The sequence below is a fragment of the Streptomyces sp. NPDC088400 genome, from assembly GCF_044753355.1.
GTDB lineage: Bacteria > Actinomycetota > Actinomycetes > Streptomycetales > Streptomycetaceae > Streptomyces.
Window position 1 is genome coordinate 237,820 of the sequence record NZ_JBIVMZ010000002.1, and the last position, 17,549, is coordinate 255,368.

Here is a 17,549-nt window from a genome sequence, read left to right on the forward strand (position 1 = left end):
GGCGCCCCCCCAGGGGTGCCCGACTCGCGACCGCGACAACGTAAGCCGATCCGTGACAACGTAAGCCGATCCGCGACAACGTACCCCGACGGGCAACTGCACCGGCCGGGCTACCGTTTCGGCCGGGCTACCGTTTCGGTCCCGCAACGGCGTAGACCACGGTGCCGGTGACCGCGAGAACCAGGGCGGTCCAGGTGCCCGCCGCCGTGCCGGGCGGCAGCAGCATCCAGGTCGCCACCTCCATCGGCAGACTCGTCGGAGGCGGTGCGAAGACCGAGAAGGACAGCCAGGCCATCGGCAGCGTCCACGCGAGCCGCGCCCCGCACACCGTCGCTCCGACGGCGACGAGCCCCATCAGCCCCGCGCTGTTCCGGACGGTGAACGCGGTGGCGGCCACGTTCTCGCCCATCGCCTGCACCGCCGGCAGCACCGCGCCGACGACCGCGCCGATCAGCAGCACGTGTACGGCTCTCCGCAGCACCCAGCGGATCGCGGCCGTCCGGTCCAGCGCGAGGTCCTGCCCGCTGAGCCCGATCGAGGCTGCCATCGCCCCCGAGGCGAGGACGAGCGCGGGCAGCCGCGGATCACCGGGCGCCTCGCTCCCGTCCCGGGCGAGTGCCCACACCACCACCGCGCTGATCACCACCGCGGCGAGCGACGCGGGCACCTGCCGGGAGCGCGCGTACAGCGTCAGCCATCTCACCGGGACGCACCGCCGGTCAGCGCGTCGAGCGGGTCGCTTCCGTCGTCCTCGCAGGAGAGCGCGGCGGCGCGCATCGCGTTGATCCGTGAGAGCTGTTCGGCCCGCGGCAGCGCCTTGAGCTTCTTCCACACCGGGCGGGCCTCGGCGTCGACTTCGCCGCCCAGTTGCGCCGCCCCTGTGCCGGGCAGCGACTTGAGGTCCCCGAGGACCCAGCCCACCGCGACGGTCTGCGCGATGTCGTCTCCCCCCGAGCTGCTCCAGCCGACGGGGGTGCACCCTGGCACCATGCCTTCGGCGATCAGGGCCCGGGTCAGCTCCTCGCCCTTCGCGCCGGCGGTGATGATGTCGTCGTCGAAGTCGAAGAGCACGGTCTCGCGGGACCACCGCGGCATGGTGCCGTCCGGCAGTACGGCGGTGTTCTCCCGGACCGAGACCGGCGCCCGGCCGCCCAGGGAGCCGTGCAGCAGGCGCAGCGCCTCCTTACCGGGACCCGCCAGGTCGGCGAGTCGGTCCTGGTGCGTCCTGGTCACGCACACCGGGCCGTCGCAGACCAGCTCCGCGGCGGCCTCGTCGACGACATACATCCGGCGCGGGTCGGACGGGAGAACGAGCAGGGCGATCACCGCGCCCGCCAGGACGGGCGTCAGGGCGACCAGCCGGGCGCGCCGGGTCGCGGCGACCAGCAGCGCGAAGCCGGTCGCGGCCATGCCGAGCAGCCAGATCGTCTGCCCGAGGTGCACGGAGGCGGAAAGCGTGACGAGCACATCGCGCACCTCTTCCACCGCCGGTGACAGCAGCGAGACCCGGTTCGGCTCCGTGCCCGGGATCCCCATCGCCGTGGTCGTCTCCGTCCGGCCCAACGACATGTGCATGAGCGCCGTGAACACGAAGGCGCCCATGGCCAGCATGGGCGGGGTGAGCGCGTAGGGCAGGGCCCGCCCGGCCCCCATGCCCAGCACGGCACCCGCGACGAGAGAGAGCGCCCCCACCAGCGAGATCGGCAGCCACCCGAGGTGCGTGTACTCGGTGCTGGCGAACACCTGGACCGCGCCCACGAGGACGAACAGCGCAAAGGCCGATCCCAGCGTGATCGCCGCCGTGCCCGCCAGCGTGGCGGCGCGGTGCCAGGCGGGCCTCGGTGTCGTTGCCAGCAGCTCGGACATCTTCGAGCGGTGGTCACGCAGGCCCTGCAGCGCGCCGAGCCCCACGGCCAGCGGCCACACATAGAACAGCATGGAGCGGGTCGTCAGGGCCATGGACGTCCACTGGGCCGTCCACGCCGTGGTGCCCCTCCAGTACGCGGCGTTCACCAGGTACAGGAACGCCAGAGCCGTCGTCAGGACCACGGCTCCGGCCCACGGGGCGACGGAGCGCCTCAGTTCGATGCGCAGAACACGGCCGTTCACCAAGTTCCCTTTCCCTGCCCGGTGTTGGAGAGCAGCGCCGAGTAGCCGCGCTCCAGCGGGCTGTCGCCCACGTGGTCGGGACCGCCCGCCTCGGCCAGCTCGGTCGGGGTTCCCTGGAAGACCAGCCGGCCCTCGGAGATGAGCACCACGTCGGTGCAGGCGGCGGCGACGTCCTCCACCAGATGGGTCGAGACGACCACGCAGGTGTCCGTTCCGAGCTCTTGGAGCAGCTCGCGAAAGCGCAGCCGCTGCGCCGGGTCCAGGCCGACCGTCGGCTCGTCCAGCAGCAGGATCGAGGGGTCGTTGACGATGGCCTGGGCGATGCCGGCTCGCCGCACCATGCCGCCCGACAGGGCCTTCATCCGGTCGTCGGCCCGGTCGGCCAGGCCGACCCGCTCCACGGCGCGCTGGACAGCCGCGGGTATGTCCGCCTTGGGTACCTCCTTCAGCCACGCCATGTACTCGACGAACTCGCGCACCGTGAAGCGCTTGTAGTAGCCGAACTCCTGCGGCAGGTAGCCGATCCGGCGGCGCAGCGCCCGGTGCTCGCCCATGCCGCCCGCGGATTCGCCGAGCAGTCTCAGAGCGCCCTCGGCGGGGCGCAGTACGGTGGCCAGCGCCCGGATAAGGGTGGTCTTGCCCGCTCCGTTGGGGCCGAGGAGGCCGTGTACGCCGGTGCCCAGATACAGGTCGAGCCCGTCGACGGCCATCCGTTTCCGGCCGGCTCTGACCTTCAGCCCGATGGCCTGGATCTCCCAGGCGTAGGCCGTCGGCGCGATGTCGGCCGCGCTCACAGCGGGCGTCATGTGATGTTCCCTTCCGATGGTCGACGAGGAGCTCCCGGCGCGGAGTACGTGTCCCTGCGGGTGAAAACGGGGTACGCGCCCCCGCGGGCGAAACGGGGTACGCGCCCCTCCGGGCGAACACGACACCGATGCCGGGCGTGAGAATCAGCCCCCACACAGGCGGATTGGCCGTCGGCAGAACGAAGGTCGTACGACTGGTGGTGAGGGCCGGCCGCCCTGACTGATCTCACACCTGCCAGACGCCCGGCCCGGACGGCAGGTTTTCCTCGCTGCGTGATCCCCGTCACATATGACCTCGGGAGTCCCGGCCCGGTGGCCTCGGGAGTCCCGGCCCGGTCACCGCCGCCGGTCGGCGCGGGCACGCGAAAATGAGCGTGGTGGTCCCTCAAGATCTTGAGGGACCACCACGCTCATTTTCAGGCAATACGGAGCCGCCGCGGTCGATGCGATGCCGCCGTACCGGCTCTCACTCCTCGACGAGCATCCCCTCGCGCAACTGCGTGATGATGCGGGTCAGCAGCCGGGACACATGCATCTGTGAGACGCCCAGTTCCGCGCCGATCTGGGACTGCGTCATCTCCCGGCCGAAGCGCATCTCCACGATGCCGCGCTCACGCTCGTCCAGCTCCTCCAGGAGCGGCGCCAGGGCGTGCAGGTTCTCGACCTTCTCCATGGCGGGGTCCGCCTCGCCCAGCACATCGGCGAAGGTGCGTCCGGCACCGTTGGTCTCGTCGTCGCCGGTGGGCATGTCCAGGGAGCCGGCCGTATAGCCGTTGGTCGCGACCAGGCCCTCGATGACCTCTTCCTCGCTGAGTCCCATCAGCTCGGAGAGTTCCTTGACGGTCGGGTCCCGGTCCAGGCTCGTGGCCAGATGTTCCTTGGCCTTGGCCAGCTCGACGCGCAGCTCCTGAAGGCGCCGCGGGACATGGACGGCCCAGGTGGTGTCGCGGAAGAAGCGCTTGATCTCCCCGACGATGTAGGGGACCGCGAAGGAGGTGAACTCGACCTCGCGGGACAGGTCGAACCGGTCGATCGCCTTGATCAGGCCGATCGTGCCGACCTGGAGGATGTCCTCCATGTCGCCGGCGCCACGGTTACGGAACCGGCCCGCGGCGAAGCGGACCAGCGACTGGTTCATCTCGATGAGTGTGTTGCGCGCGTACTGGTACTCGTGCGTGCCCTCTTCCAGAACCTGGAGCTGGTCGAAGAACAGCTTCGAGAGCGCCCGCGCGTCCTTCGGCGCGATCTTGCTCGGATCCTCGATGCGCGGCAGCTCATCGGCTGCCGTTCCCGCCGTCACTCCCGTCGCGGACGTCATGATGTCCTCCGCCTGCTCCACTTCGGCAGCACGCACAGTCCTGGTCGTCATGACATCACCTTCCCATGTGGCGGAATACTCAGAGGCGCTCCTGCCCCCTCGGGGCCAACTCATGTCCCCCCTATTACGACGAGTTATCAGGACGCGCCGGCCGGCGGCGGCAGGACGCGACGGCAGACGGTGGTCGGAGGTGATGGCAGACGGTGGTCGGAGGCGGTGCGCACGGCACGGCGGGCCGGGACGCCTGTCGCGGAAGACGTATCGTCGGCCGCGTCACAGCCCGTAGCGTCTGTGACACCCGTAACTCCAGTCATGCCTGTGACGTTCGTAACTCCACGCATTCCAGTGGCACCCGTAACACCCACAACATCCGTTCCCGGAAGGAGCCCCCGCCATGGCCGCCGAAGCGCTGTCACAGAAGGAGACCGAGGACCGGTTGCGAGAGCTTCCCGGCTGGTCCCTGGAGGACGGCCGCATCACCCGTACGTACCGTCTCGCCGCGCACTTCGCCGCAGCGGCCCTGGTCGTTCATATCGCCCGGATCCAGGACGAGTTGAACCACCACTCCGAGCTGACTCTGGGCTACAACACGGTGTCCGTCGCCGTGAACACGCACGACGCGGGCGGTGCCGTGACCGCGCGCGACTTCGAACTCGCGCGGCGCGTCGAGGAGATCGCCCCGGCGCACGGCGCGACCTGACGGCGCCGGGCGCGGTGCGTCGCCGCGGCGCGGTGACGAAGAAGGGCGCGCATGACGGTGCCGCCGGCCCCTGATCCCGGCCGACGGCACCGTCACTCCTGCCCAGCTGTCATTCCCGCCGAGCTGTCACTCCTGCCCAGCGCTCATTCCTGCGGTCATTCCTGCGCGGCTGTTGTCGCTGCTCAGCTGTTGATCTTCGCCGGGTCCCCGCCGAGCCGCTTGCCCTCGTCGAGCGCCGTGAGCGCCGCCAGGTCGTCCGCGTCCAGCTCGAAGCCGAAGACGTCGATGTTCTCCTGGATCCTGGACGGGGTCACGGACTTGGGGATCACCACGTTCCCCAACTGAAGATGCCAGCGCAGCACCACCTGGGCGGGCGTCCTGTCGTGCTTGCGGGCGATCGCGACCACGGTCGGGACGTCCAGCAGCCCCTTGCCCTGGCCCAGCGGCGACCAGGCCTCGGTGAGGATGCCGCGCTCCGCGTGGAAGGCGCGCGACTCGGCCTGCTGGAGCTGCGGGTGCAGCTCGATCTGGTTGATCGCGGGGACCACGGAGGTCTCCCCGATCAGCCGCTCCAGATGTGCCGGAAGGAAGTTGGAGACACCGATGGTCTTCGTACGGCCGTCCGCGAGGATCTTCTCGAACGCCTTGTACGTGTCGACGTAGGTGTCGGCTTCCGGCATCGGCCAGTGAATGAGGTACAGGTCGACATAGTCGAGGCCGAGCTTCTCCAGCGAGGTGTCGAAGGCTCGCAGGGTCGAGTCGTAACCCTGCTCCCCGTTCCACAGCTTGGTGGTGACGAAGAGATCCTCACGGGCTATCCCGGAGGTGGCGAGGGCCTTGCCCGTACCCTCTTCGTTGCCGTAGATCGCTGCGGTGTCGATGCTGCGGTAGCCCGCCTCCAGCGCGGTGGAGACGGCCTGCGTCGCCTCGTCGTCCGGCACCTGCCAGACGCCGAAACCGAGCTGGGGCATCTCGATGCCGTTGTTGAGAGTGAGGTTGGGGACCTTGCTCACGAGCGATCGATCCTAACGTCGTCGGTTTCTTCTCCGTAGTGCAACGATCACGGAGGCGGACGGATTCCCGTCACCGGGCCCCGTCTCCGTGTCCGTCACGTGTCCGGTGTTCTGTGTTCCATGTGTTCCGGGTGTGTCCCGCCGGGAGCGCCGGGAGCGCCGGGAGCGCCGGGACACGTGGAGCCTTCAACGGTAGAGCGCGTCGACCTCCGCCGCATAGGCGGCCTCGATCGCCTTGCGCTTGAGCTTCAGCGACGGCGTCAGCAACCCGTGCTCCTCGCTGAACGGGTGGGCCAGTATCCGGAAGGTACGGATCGACTCGGCCTGTGACACCGCGGTGTTCGCGGCCACCACCGCGCGCCGGATCTCCGTCTCCAGTTCCGGGTCGCGCACCAGGGCGGCGGGTGCGAGCGGCTGCTTTCCCTGGATGGAGAGCCAGTGCTCGACGGCCTCGTGGTCCACCGTGACCAGCGCCGCGATGTACGGCCGGTCGTTGCCGACCACGATGCACTGGGCCACCAGCGGATGCGCCCGTACCCGCTCCTCCAGAGCCGAGGGGGACACGCTCTTGCCACCGGAGGTGACAAGGATCTCCTTCTTCCGCCCGGTGATGGTGAGATAGCCGTCCTCGTCGAGCGCGCCCAGATCGCCGGTGGCCAGCCAGCCGTCGTGCAGGGAGTCGTCGGTGGCCTTCTGGTCGTTGAGGTAGTGGGAGAAGATGTGTTCCCCGCGCAGCCACACCTCGCCGTCATCGGCGATATGCACCGAGGTGCCGGGAATGGGCTGCCCGACCGTGCCGAAGCGGGTGCGCTCCGGCGGATTGGCGGTGGTGGCGGCGGTCGACTCGGTGAGTCCGTACCCCTCGTAGATGGTGACGCCCGCGCCCGCGAAGAACAGCCCGAGCCGCCGGTCCATCCCCGAACCGCCGGACATGGCGTGCCGTACGCGACCGCCCATCGCGGCCCGCACCTTGCTGTACACGGCCTTCTCGAAGAACTGGTGCTGCATCCGCAGCCCGGCGGAGGGCCCGGGGCCCAGGCCGAAAGCCCGCTGCTCCAGGGCCTCCGCGTAGCGCACCGCCACGTCCACGGCCTTGTCGAAGGGGCCGGCCTTCCCTTCCCGCTCCGCTTTGCGGCGTGCCGCGCCGTACACCTTCTCGAATATGTACGGCACCGCCAGGATGAACGAGGGCCGGAACGCGGCCAGATCGGGCAGCAGCGCGCTCGCCGCGAGGACGGGCTGGTGGCCCAGCTTCACCCGGCCGCGTATCGCCGCTACCTCGATCATCCGCCCGAAGACGTGCGAGAGCGGCAGGAAGAGGAGAGTCGCCGCCTCGTCGCCCTTTCTGGAGTGGAAGACGGGCTCCCAGCGTCCGAGGACCGTGTCGGCCTCGAACATGAAGTTGGCGTGGGTGATCACACAGCCCCTGGGGTGGCCGGTGGTGCCCGAGGTGTAGATCACCGTGGCCACTGATTCGGGGGTGACCGCCTTGCGGTGCCGGTGCACCATCTCGTCATCGATCCCGGCGCCCGCCTCGAACAGCTCCGCCACGGCGTCGGCGTCCAGCTGCCACAGCCGCTTGAGGTGCGGCAGCCGGTCCACCACCGAACCGATGGTCATGGCGTGGTCCTCGTGCTCCACCACGCACGCGGTGACCTCCGCGTCGTACAGCATCCAGTGGACCTGCTCGGCGGACGACGTGGGATAGACCGGAACGGGCTGGGCGCCGACGGTCCAGAGCGCGAAGTCGAAGAGCGTCCACTCGTAGCGCGTACGCGACATGATCGCGACGCGGTCCCCGAACCGTACGCCGTGCGCGAGCAGCCCCTTGGCGAGGGCGAGCACCTCGTCGCGGAACGCGGCGGAGGTCATGTCCCACCACTGGCCCGCCTCGTCCTTACGGCCGAGCGCGACGCGATGCGGGTCGTCGAGGGCGTGCTCGAACACGGCATCCGCGAGCCCACCGACGTGGGGTGCGGCCGGAAGAGGTGGGACGGTGATCTCGCGCAATGACATGCTCCTCGTGGCGCTCCGCACAGCGCCGGTGACGGTACCCCACTGTGAAATCGGGGGCAGGGCGTGCAGGTAACCGGCGCTTAGTCATATATCCACAGGTCAGCGCCCGAAACGGGGCCGAGGTCGCGGCGCGTGGGCCGACTTCTGACTGTGGAGTAAGTACGCCGCGTGGGAATCTCCACCGAATCCGTACGCTGTCAGCACGCCCGCATTGTCACCGCATTATCACAGGGCGGATGTTGGTCCGTACCTGAGGGTGTACGGGGGAGGGGTACGAAGGAGGAGTACGGCGAGGCGCGTGGGCTCCCGGGTGTCAGTTGCCTGTCGGTTGCCGGTGCAGCCGGTCGCCGCCCGCCAGGATCGCCGCCGCCAGTGCGTCCGCCGCCTCCTGCGCCGCCGCGTGCCTGCGGCCCTGCCCGTGCAGCAGGACGAAGTCCACCTCGCCCAGCTCGGGCAGCCCCGCCTTGGCCGGAACCGGCACCAGGCCCGGCGGTATCAGCCCGCGGGTATGGGCCATCACGCCCAGACCCGCCCGAGCCGCCGCTATCAGCCCGCTCAGGCTGGCGCTCGTACACGCCACGCGCCAGCGCCGGCCGTGCGCCTCCAGCACCTCCAGCGCGCGGGCCCGGGTGATGCCGGGCGGCGGGAACACGATCAGCGGGACCGGGCGGTCCGGGTCGAGACGCAGATGAGGCGCGCCGATCCAGGCCAGCGTCGACTGCCAGACCAGCTGGCCGTGCGTGTCGCCCGTGCGGCGCTTGGCCAGCACCAGATCGAGCCGGTCGTCGGCCAGCTGTTCGTGCAGGGTGCCGGACAGCTCGACGGTCAGCTCCAGGTCGACCTCGGGATGGTCGCGCCGGAAGGACTCCAGGATCTCCGGGAGCCGGGTGAGTACGAAGTCCTCCGAGGCGCCGAAACGCAGCCGCCCGCGCAGCCGGGTGCCGGTGAAGAAGACCGCCGCGCGATCGTGGGCCGCCAGGATCGTCCGGGCGAAGCCGAGCATGGCCTCGCCGTCCTCGGTGAGCTCCACGCTGTGGGTGTCACGGGTGAACAGCGGCCGGCCCGTCGCGTCCTCCAGGCGCCGGACGTGCTGGCTCACCGTGGACTGGCGGACGCCGAGGCGCCGGGCCGCCTGGGTGAAACTCAGGGTCTGGGCCACGGCCAGAAAGGTGCGCAGCTGTCCGGGGTCGTACATACCGCCAGGCTACGGCGTTATCGCGGAACGCGATGACAGTCAGTGTCGTATGCGGGATTCCCGATCAAGGAGATCGGGTGGAGCATGGGGAGGGCACGACCGATGATCATGCGGTCTGTGCCGACTGAACGACCCGTACGGCCCGTACGGCTGCGTGACCTGTACGGCCGCGTGACCTGGACGACCGTACGACCTGCACCGACCGCTAGTTGTGGAGCACATGAACCGCCGCCGTTCCCCGCGCATGCCGTCCTGGCTGCCCGTAGACCCGTTCATCCTGGCCCTCATCGGAACCGTGGCCCTGGCGGCATTGCTGCCGGCTTCCGGTGCCGCGGCCGATATCGCGGGGGGAGCCTCCACCGGCGCGGTGGCGCTGCTGTTCTTCCTCTACGGGACGCGGCTCTCCACGGCCGAGGTGGTCGACGGGATGAAGCACTGGCGGCTCCATGTCACCGTCCTCGCCTGCACATTCGTACTCTTCCCGCTCCTGGGGCTGGCCGCGAGGGGGCTCGTCCCGTACGTCCTGACACCCCAGCTGTACAGCGGGCTGCTCTTCCTCTGCCTGGTGCCGTCGACGGTCCAGTCGTCCATCGCCTTCACCTCCATGGCCCGCGGCAACGTGCCCGCCGCGATCTGCGCCGGATCGTTCTCCAGCATCGCGGGCATCATGATCACCCCACTGCTCGCGGGGCTGCTGATCAGCGGCGGGACCGCGGGCATCTCCGCGGATTCGCTGTTCAAGATCGTGGCGCAGCTGCTGCTGCCCTTCCTCGCGGGGCAGTTGCTGCGCCGATGGATCGGCGGCTTCCTCGCCCGCCACAAGAAGCTGCTGAGCTTCGTCGACCGTGGCTCGATCCTGCTGGTCGTCTACACCGCGTTCAGCCAGGGCATGATCGCGGGTGCCTGGCACCAGGTGACACCGGGCCGACTGGGGGCGCTGCTCGCCGTAGAGGCGGTGCTGCTCGCGGTGATGCTGACGGTGAGCTGGTACGGCGGCAAGGGGCTGGGCTTCGACCGGGCGGACCGGGTGGCGATCCAGTTCGCCGGCTCGAAGAAGAGCCTGGCGGCGGGACTGCCCATGGCGAGCGTGCTGTTCGGGGCGCATGCGAGTCTCGCGGTGCTGCCGCTGATGCTGTTCCACCAGATGCAGTTGATGGTGTGCGCGGTGATCGCCAAGCGGCGGTCGCGGGACGGGGAGTTGGAGTCTGGAACTGCGTCCGCGTCTGCGCCTTCGCCGTCGTCGGAGGCTGAGGCGGAGGTTGAGGCGGCGGCGGTGCGGTGACGCCTCCCGGCGGTGCGCCGTCCGGCGAGGGCTGGGGGTGCGGGTGCCGGTGTGTGGTGGGTGCGGGGGCCGGGGGCTCCGGAGGCGCATGTCCGGACTGCATGATTTACGCCGCGTGCGGGTTTCGTGGTCCGGTGCGGGCCGGTGTGCGGCACAAATCACGCTCTACGTCCGGACACGTCACCTCCTGCGCCCCCGTCCCCCTCCCGCCGGTCGCCCGTTCGCGCCCCGGAGGCGAACCGAGTCCCACGAAGAACAAAGCCCGGCCGACGCAGGGGGCGCTCCCCGTCGGCCGGGCCCTTGTCCCGTGCGGCGAGCGACCCTTCACACCTCGGTGTGCAGGGCGATCCGTTCGTCGCCCGCGTACACGTTCATGGAGGAGCCGCGGAGGAAGCCGACGAGTGTCAGCCCTGTTTCCGCGGCGAGATCGACGGCGAGTGAGGACGGCGCGGATACGGCCGCCAGTACGGGGATGCCGGCCATCACGGCTTTCTGGGCCAGTTCGAAGGAAGCGCGTCCCGAGACCAACAGGATCGAGCGGGAGAGCGGCAGTTGGTCCTGCCGCAGGGCCCGGCCGATCAGTTTGTCGACCGCGTTGTGCCGGCCGACGTCCTCGCGGATGTCCAGCATTTCGCCGGATTCCGAGAAGAGCGCCGCCGCGTGGAGGCCGCCGGTGCGGTCGAAGACCTGCTGGGCTGCCCGCAGTCGGTCGGGCAGGGCGGAGAGCAGTGCGGGTTCGATCCGGACCGGGGGAGTGTCGGCGATCGGGAAGCGGGCGGTGGTCCGTACGGCATCCAGGCTGGCCTTGCCGCACAGTCCGCACGACGAGGTCGTGTAGACATTGCGCTCCAGCGTGATGTCCGGGACCGGTACTCCGGGTGCGAGTTGGACGTCGACCACGTTGTACGTGTTGGAGCCGTCGTCCTTCGCCCCGGCGCAGTACACGATGGACCGTACGTCCGTGCCGGACGCCAGTACGCCCTCGCTGACGAGGAAGCCCGCCGCGAGCGCGAAGTCGTCGCCGGGGGTGCGCATCGTGATGGCGAGCGGTTTGCCGTTCAGCCGGATTTCCAGCGGCTCTTCGGCCACCAGGGTGTCGGGGCGGGTCGTGACGGCTCCGTCCCGGATACGGATGGTGCGGCGGCGCTCGGTGACCCGTCCCATGGTGATCAGCCCTACTCGTTCTCGTTGGTCCTGTCAGCGCTGCTGTACGTGCTGGAAGCCGAAGTGGCCCTTGATGTGAACGTCGTCGTGCGGTGAGGTCACCTTCACGATCTCATTGTCCTGTACGGGCAGGGGCAGGTGGCGGGCGATGCCGCCGTACGCGCGGCTGATGGTGAGCTTCGCTCCTCTCCATGGTGTGCATACAGTATTTCGTAGACGCTCTGGTTCGGAAGTCCACGTACCGGATTCGTCACGAGCCCTTCACCGTAAGGGAGTTGAGGCTGTTTCGGTGGTCTCGGAGACGTCATTGCTCGGGCTTGTTCACGCGGATCAGGGTCTGTTGCCCGTTCGCGACGAGCGATCGCCGGCCGTCCTGGACGCCGAACACCTCCAGTTGGCACACGGTCAGGGTCCGCCCGGACTTCAGGACCGTTCCTACCGCCTCGATGTGCTCGCCGGCGGCCGGTGCCAGGAGGTTGATCTTGTATTCGACGGTGAGTACCGAGGTGTTCTCGGGGAACAGGGTGAATGCCGCGTAGCCGCCCGCGCTGTCCGCGATCGCGCTGGTGGCGCCCGCGTGGAAGTAGCCGTGCTGCTGGGTGACTTCGGGGCGGCTCGGGAGGGCGATGTGTACGCGTCCGGGGGCGATGTGCGTGATGCGGGCGCCAAGGTGGCCCATGAGTCCCTGGCGATCGAAACTGTTCTGGATGCGGGCTTTGACCACGGGGCTTGCCTGTTCTTGGTGCGTCGAGTCTTCCATTTGTTCTCCTTCAGCGGTATCGAGGCTGGTCAGTGGCTACGGACAGTTGTCCGCACGGGATTGGGCGAGACCCGCCGGTCCTGTCAGTACACCCCGACTGAACCGCGTCAGAAGCGGTATCCGTCGGTAAAGATCGCTGTGCTCTTCCCAACGGGTCAGTGGCTTCCTAGGGTTTGCGACCATGACCCCACCACTCGCCCCCGTAGGCTGGAGCCGTTGGCTCGTGCCGCCCGCCGCGCTGTCGGTGCATCTCTCGATCGGTCAGGCCTACGCCTGGAGCGTGTTCAAACCCGCGCTGGAGTCCGCTCTCGATCTTTCCGGCACCGAAAGCGCGCTCCCCTTCCAGCTCGGCATCGTGATGCTCGGCCTGTCGGCCGCCTTCGGCGGCACGCTCGTCGAACGCAACGGGCCGCGCTGGGCGATGACCGTCGCCCTCTGCTGTTTCTCCTCCGGCTTCCTGCTCGCCGCGCTCGGTGCCTTCACCGAGCAGTACTGGCTGATCGTCTTCGGCTACGGCTTCGTCGGCGGGATCGGGCTCGGTATCGGCTACATCTCGCCCGTCTCCACGCTCATCAAGTGGTTCCCCGACCGGCCGGGCATGGCCACCGGCATCGCGATCATGGGCTTCGGCGGCGGTGCGCTCATCGCCTCGCCGTGGTCCGCGCAGATGCTGGAGTCGTTCGGACCGGACAGTACGGGCATCGCGTACGCCTTCCTGGTGCACGGGCTGGTCTACGCGGTCTTCATGTCGCTCGGCGTCCTGCTGGTCCGCGTGCCCGCGCCGGGCTACCGGCAGAGTGAGAGCGCCGGTCCGGCGCAGCCGGTGGCGGCGGGCTCGCTGATCTCCACCGCGCAGGTGTCGGCCAGGTCCGCCGTGCGTACCCCGCAGTTCTGGTGCCTGTGGGTCGTCCTGTGCATGAACGTCACCGCGGGCATCGGGATCCTGGAGAAGGCCGCCCCGATGATCACCGATTTCTTCACCGGGACCAGCACTCCCGTCTCGACCGCGGCCGCGGCGGGCTTCGTCGCCCTGCTCTCCGCCGCCAACATGGCCGGCCGGATCGGCTGGTCCTCCACCTCGGATCTGATCGGCCGCAAGAACGTCTACCGCGTCTACCTCGGTGTCGGCGCCGTGATGTATCTGCTGATCGCGCAGTTCGGCGACTCCTCCAAGCCGCTGTTCATCATCTGCGCGCTGGTGATCCTCTCCTTCTACGGAGGCGGCTTCGCCACCATTCCCGCCTATCTCAAGGACCTCTTCGGCACCTACCAGGTCGGTGCCATCCACGGCCGGCTGCTCACCGCGTGGTCCACCGCCGGCGTACTCGGTCCGCTCATCGTCAACTGGGTCGCCGACAGCCAGGAAGAGGCGGGCCGAAGCGGCGCGGGACTCTACTCGCTGTCGTTCGGCATCATGATCGGCCTGCTGGTCGTCGGCTTTGTCGCCAATGAGCTGGTACGGCCCGTTCATCCCCGTCACCACGTCCCCGCCCCCAAGGAGGCCACCGATGACGAGCCCGTCAGCGAAAAGCAGCACAGCGCCTGAGTCCCCGCGTACCGGTCTGATCGCCTTCGCCTGGCTTTGGGTAGGGGCGCCGCTCGCGTACGGTGTGTATGAGCTGGTCCTCAAGGCCGCACAGCTGTTCACCGGATGAGTCGGAGTCTCCAAGCGGCGTGGATGAATCCTGTTGGTTCACCTGTACGCCTACCGGTGAGTCGCTGACGAGACTGGAGGGCTCCTGACGTCGACAACAGAGGGGGTCCCGGGCATGACCGGCACTCGTATCGCCGCGCTCGGGCACTATCAGCCCGCCAAGGTGCTCACCAATCACGATCTGGCCGAGATGGTGGACACGAGCGACGAATGGATCAGCAGCCGGGTCGGCATCAAGACCCGGCATGTGGCGGGTCCGGACGAGCCCGTGGATGAGCTGGCCGCGCACGCGGGCGCCAAGGCGCTCGCCGCGGCCGGTCTCACCCCGGCGGACATCGACCTCGTGCTCGTCGCCACGTCCACCGCGATCGACCGTTCGCCGAACACGGCCGCCCGGGTCGCCGCCCGGCTCTCCATGGGTTCGCCCGCCGTGATGGACCTGAATGTGGTGTGCGCGGGATTCACCCACGCCCTCGCCACGGCCGACCACGCCGTACGGGCGGGCTCCGCGTCCCGGGTACTGGTCATCGGCGCCGACAAGATGGCCGGGGTCGCCGACTGGACGGACCGTACGACCTGTGTCCTGGTCGGTGACGGCGCGGGCGCCGCGGTGGTCGTGGCGACCGACGAGGACGAGGAGCCGGGGATCGGCCCGGTGCTCTGGGGCTCGGTGCCGGAGATGGGGCACGCGGTACGGATCGAGGGCTCACCGCCCGTGTTCGCGCAGGAGGGCCAGTCCGTCTACCGCTGGGCGACCACCCAGCTGCCGCCCATCGCCCGCAAGGTCTGCGAGCGGGCGGGTATCGCCCCCGAGGATCTGGCTGCGGTGGTGCTGCACCAGGCGAATCTGCGGATCATCGAGCCCGTCGCCCAGAAGATCGGGGCGGTCAACGCCGTCATCGCCCGGGACGTGGTGGAATCCGGCAATACGTCCGCCGCCTCGATCCCGATGGCCCTGTCCAAGCTCGTGGCCAGGGGAGAGGTTGCGTCGGGGGCGCCGGCCCTGCTGTTCGGCTTCGGCGGGAATCTCTCGTACGCGGGCCAGATCATTCGCTGCCCCTGACCCCGCTGCGATGACGCGGTTCTCGGTAGACTGTAGACGATAGCCAATGTCTCGATGCCGTCCTTCGTGGCGGCATCACCACCGTCATTGACACCGTCATTGACTCTGCCGGCCAGGAGGGGACCGCGAATGTTGTCCGCGAAGTTGGCGCAGGGGGCCGTGCCCAAGCTCGAACGACCGGGGCCGCTGCGTGAGCGCGTGTACGAGGCCCTGCTCGAACTGATCACGACCCGGGCGCTCCAGCCGGGCCAGCACCTGGTCGAAAGCGAGCTGGCGGGCCACCTCGGGGTCTCCCGGCAGCCGGTGCGCGAGGCGCTTCAGCGGCTCAACACCGAGGGCTGGGTCGATCTCCGCCCGGCCCAGGGCGCGTTCGTCCATGAACCGACCGAGGACGAGGCCGACCAGCTGCTGTCGGTCCGTACGCTCCTGGAGGCGGAGGCCGCCCGGCTGGCCGCCGCCAACTCGGGTACGGCGGGGATCGCCGCGCTGGAGGCGCTGTGCGCCATCGGCGAGCAGGCGGTGGCGGACGACGACGTGGATCAGGCGGTCGCCACCAACGCGGCCTTCCACGCCAAGATCATGGAGCTGGCGGGCAATGTCGTGCTGGCCGAGCTGTCCGGGCAGGTGGACCGCCGGGTCCGCTGGTACTACACGCCGGTCGCCCGGCAGCGCGGCAAGCAGTCGTGGATCGAGCACCGGGACCTGATCGCGGCGATCTCGGCGCGGGACGAACAGCGCGCGACAGAGGTCATGAGGGCGCACACGGAACACACGCGTACGACCTACCACCAGCGCGAACGCGGCTGACGGCGCACCCGGCCCCTCCCCGGGCGGTCGGGTGGGCGGTGCTGATCCCGGGGCGGCTCCCGCGAGTCCCGGGACAGTGCTCACGCATTCCGGGGCAGCACTCTCACAGAACCTTTGTCCTGGGTGTGGAGAAAGTTGGTACGGATTCCCGCGCAACTTCTTCCCCCTGCGGGCAAGCGCTGCTACGTTCCCTCGAAAGCCCGATAATCACAGCCGACAGGGCGGGGAGGGGCGCGTGAGACGTATGACCGCACGACCCGCGAACGCGCACCAGGCGCGACTGCTGCGGCTGCTGCGCGACGGCGGACCCAACTCCCGCGCACAGCTGGGCGATCAGGTCGACCTCTCCCGCTCCAAGCTCGCCGTCGAGGTGGACCGGCTGCTGGAGACCGGCCTGGTGGTCGCCGACGGACTCGCCGCCTCGCGCGGCGGACGGCGCTCCCACAACATCCGGCTGGCCCCCGGGATGCGCTTCCTCGGTGTGGACATCGGCGCCACCTCCATCGATGTGGCCGTCACCAACGCGGAGTTGGAGGTGCTGGGGCACCTCAACCACCCCATGGACGTCCGCGAGGGTCCCGTCGCCGTCTTCGAGCAGGTGCTCGTGATGGCTTCCAAACTCAAGGCCTCCGGACTCGCCGAGGAGTTCGACGGCGCCGGGATCGGCGTGCCGGGCCCGGTCCGCTTCCCCGAGGGGGTCCCGGTCGCGCCGCCGATCATGCCGGGCTGGGACGGCTTCCCCGTGCGGGAGGCGCTCAGTCAGGAACTGGGCTGCCCCGTCATGGTCGACAACGATGTGAACCTGATGGCGATGGGGGAGCAGCACGCGGGCGTCGCACGCTCGGTGGGCGACTTCCTCTGCGTCAAGATAGGCACCGGCATCGGCTGCGGGATAGTCGTCGCCGGTGAGGTCTACCGGGGCACGACCGGCAGCGCCGGCGACATCGGCCATATCCAGGTCGAGTCGGACGGCCGCGCCTGCGCCTGCGGCAACAAGGGCTGCCTGGAGGCGTACTTCAGCGGCGCCGCGCTCGCCCGTGACGCCGAGGAAGCGGCCCGCACCGGCCGCTCGCCCGAACTGGCCGTCCTGCTCGACGCGTTGGGCCCCGCGGGCCGGCTCACCGCCGCGGATGTCGCCAAGGCCGCGGCCGCCGGTGACCCCACCGCGATCGACCTGATCCGCGAGGGCGGAAACCGCGTCGGCCAGGTCATCGCCGGGCTCGTGAGCTTCTTCAACCCGGGGCTCGTGGTGATAGGCGGCGGGGTGACCGGTCTGGGACACACGCTGCTGGCGAGCGTCCGTACCCAGGTCTACAAGCAGTCCCTGCCGCTGGCCACGGGCAATCTCCCCATCGTCCTGGGGGAGTTGGGGCAGACCGCCGGAGTGACCGGCGCGGCCCGGCTCATCAGCGACCACCTGTTCTCGCCGGTCTGACACCGGCGGCGCATCACCCGGCACCACGCGCTCTGCCCCGCACCATGTGCTCCACCCAGCACCACGCGCATCACCCGGCACTACACGATCCACCCCGCACTACGCGCATCACCTGGTACCACGCGCTCCACCCGCACGAGCCGCAAGCACTCGCACGAACCGCGTCACCCGCACCGAGCCGCACCATCGCGCCACCGCATCACAGCTCCGCCGCACCTGGTTCCGTC

General features: G+C 69.5%; 15 protein-coding genes. 6 read left to right on the forward strand and 9 right to left on the reverse strand.

From position 1 onward, the window contains the following. Nucleotides 1-127: 127 nt before the first annotated feature. The 4 genes from ACIQD6_RS06030 to ACIQD6_RS06045 all read right to left on the reverse strand — a co-directional run bounded on the left by ACIQD6_RS06030 (nucleotide 128) and on the right by ACIQD6_RS06045 (nucleotide 4,284). A complete protein-coding gene (locus ACIQD6_RS06030; RefSeq protein ID WP_401878625.1) occupies nucleotides 128-703 on the reverse strand; it encodes a hypothetical protein in 576 nt (191 codons plus the stop codon). Then, nucleotides 700-2,109 (reverse strand): hypothetical protein, encoded by a 1,410-nt coding sequence (locus ACIQD6_RS06035; protein WP_401878627.1) that lies wholly within the window; start codon nucleotides 2,107-2,109, stop codon nucleotides 700-702. Before ACIQD6_RS06035 ends, ACIQD6_RS06030 begins: the two co-directional genes overlap by 4 nt. After that, complete coding sequence (locus tag ACIQD6_RS06040; RefSeq protein ID WP_401878629.1) at nucleotides 2,106-2,915, reverse strand: ABC transporter ATP-binding protein; 810 nt, start codon at nucleotides 2,913-2,915, stop codon at nucleotides 2,106-2,108. Before ACIQD6_RS06040 ends, ACIQD6_RS06035 begins: the two co-directional genes overlap by 4 nt. A gap of 466 nt (nucleotides 2,916-3,381) precedes the next feature. Beyond that, a complete protein-coding gene (locus tag ACIQD6_RS06045) occupies nucleotides 3,382-4,284 on the reverse strand; it encodes an RNA polymerase sigma factor SigF (protein WP_401878631.1) in 903 nt (300 codons plus the stop codon). A gap of 343 nt (nucleotides 4,285-4,627) precedes the next feature. Between ACIQD6_RS06045 and ACIQD6_RS06050 the strand changes: the two genes are divergently transcribed. After that, nucleotides 4,628-4,933 (forward strand): 4a-hydroxytetrahydrobiopterin dehydratase, encoded by a 306-nt coding sequence (locus ACIQD6_RS06050; RefSeq protein ID WP_401878634.1) that lies wholly within the window; start codon nucleotides 4,628-4,630, stop codon nucleotides 4,931-4,933. 182 nt (nucleotides 4,934-5,115) lie between these two features. Here the strand turns inward: ACIQD6_RS06050 and ACIQD6_RS06055 are convergent, their stop codons facing one another. From ACIQD6_RS06055 to ACIQD6_RS06065, 3 genes are all read right to left on the reverse strand, one after another. Beyond that, the gene (locus tag ACIQD6_RS06055) at nucleotides 5,116-5,946 is read right to left on the reverse strand and encodes an aldo/keto reductase (protein WP_401878637.1); all 831 of its coding nucleotides are present in this window, start codon (nucleotides 5,944-5,946) and stop codon (nucleotides 5,116-5,118) included. Between the two features lie 186 nt (nucleotides 5,947-6,132). Then, the gene (locus tag ACIQD6_RS06060; RefSeq protein ID WP_401878639.1) at nucleotides 6,133-7,962 is read right to left on the reverse strand and encodes an AMP-dependent synthetase/ligase; all 1,830 of its coding nucleotides are present in this window, start codon (nucleotides 7,960-7,962) and stop codon (nucleotides 6,133-6,135) included. A 313-nt stretch (nucleotides 7,963-8,275) separates the two neighbouring features. Further along, complete coding sequence (locus tag ACIQD6_RS06065) at nucleotides 8,276-9,157, reverse strand: LysR substrate-binding domain-containing protein (protein WP_401878641.1); 882 nt, start codon at nucleotides 9,155-9,157, stop codon at nucleotides 8,276-8,278. A gap of 220 nt (nucleotides 9,158-9,377) precedes the next feature. Between ACIQD6_RS06065 and ACIQD6_RS06070 the strand changes: the two genes are divergently transcribed. Next, nucleotides 9,378-10,439 (forward strand): bile acid:sodium symporter family protein, encoded by a 1,062-nt coding sequence (locus ACIQD6_RS06070; RefSeq protein WP_401878643.1) that lies wholly within the window; start codon nucleotides 9,378-9,380, stop codon nucleotides 10,437-10,439. 324 nt (nucleotides 10,440-10,763) lie between these two features. Here ACIQD6_RS06070 and fdhD read toward each other — a convergent pair whose 3' ends face one another. Continuing rightward, on the reverse strand, nucleotides 10,764-11,603 hold the full coding sequence (gene fdhD / locus ACIQD6_RS06075) for a formate dehydrogenase accessory sulfurtransferase FdhD (RefSeq protein WP_401878645.1): 840 nt from the start codon (nucleotides 11,601-11,603) through the stop codon (nucleotides 10,764-10,766). A 304-nt stretch (nucleotides 11,604-11,907) separates the two neighbouring features. Next, entirely contained in the window at nucleotides 11,908-12,363 is a 456-nt protein-coding gene (locus ACIQD6_RS06080; RefSeq protein ID WP_401878647.1) for a PaaI family thioesterase, read from the reverse strand. 181 nt (nucleotides 12,364-12,544) lie between these two features. Between ACIQD6_RS06080 and ACIQD6_RS06085 the strand changes: the two genes are divergently transcribed. From ACIQD6_RS06085 to ACIQD6_RS06100, 4 genes are all read left to right on the forward strand, one after another. After that, nucleotides 12,545-13,909 carry an OFA family MFS transporter gene (locus tag ACIQD6_RS06085; RefSeq protein WP_401878650.1) on the forward strand — a complete coding sequence of 455 codons (1,365 nt, stop codon included), beginning with the start codon at nucleotides 12,545-12,547 and terminating at the stop codon, nucleotides 13,907-13,909. 223 nt (nucleotides 13,910-14,132) lie between these two features. Beyond that, nucleotides 14,133-15,080: a beta-ketoacyl-ACP synthase III gene (locus ACIQD6_RS06090; RefSeq protein WP_401878652.1), complete on the forward strand. Its 948-nt coding sequence runs from the start codon at nucleotides 14,133-14,135 to the stop codon at nucleotides 15,078-15,080. A 129-nt stretch (nucleotides 15,081-15,209) separates the two neighbouring features. Further along, complete coding sequence (locus tag ACIQD6_RS06095; protein WP_401878655.1) at nucleotides 15,210-15,887, forward strand: GntR family transcriptional regulator; 678 nt, start codon at nucleotides 15,210-15,212, stop codon at nucleotides 15,885-15,887. 244 nt (nucleotides 15,888-16,131) lie between these two features. Next, entirely contained in the window at nucleotides 16,132-17,322 is a 1,191-nt protein-coding gene (locus tag ACIQD6_RS06100) for an ROK family protein (protein WP_401878656.1), read from the forward strand. Nucleotides 17,323-17,549: the final 227 nt, after the last annotated feature.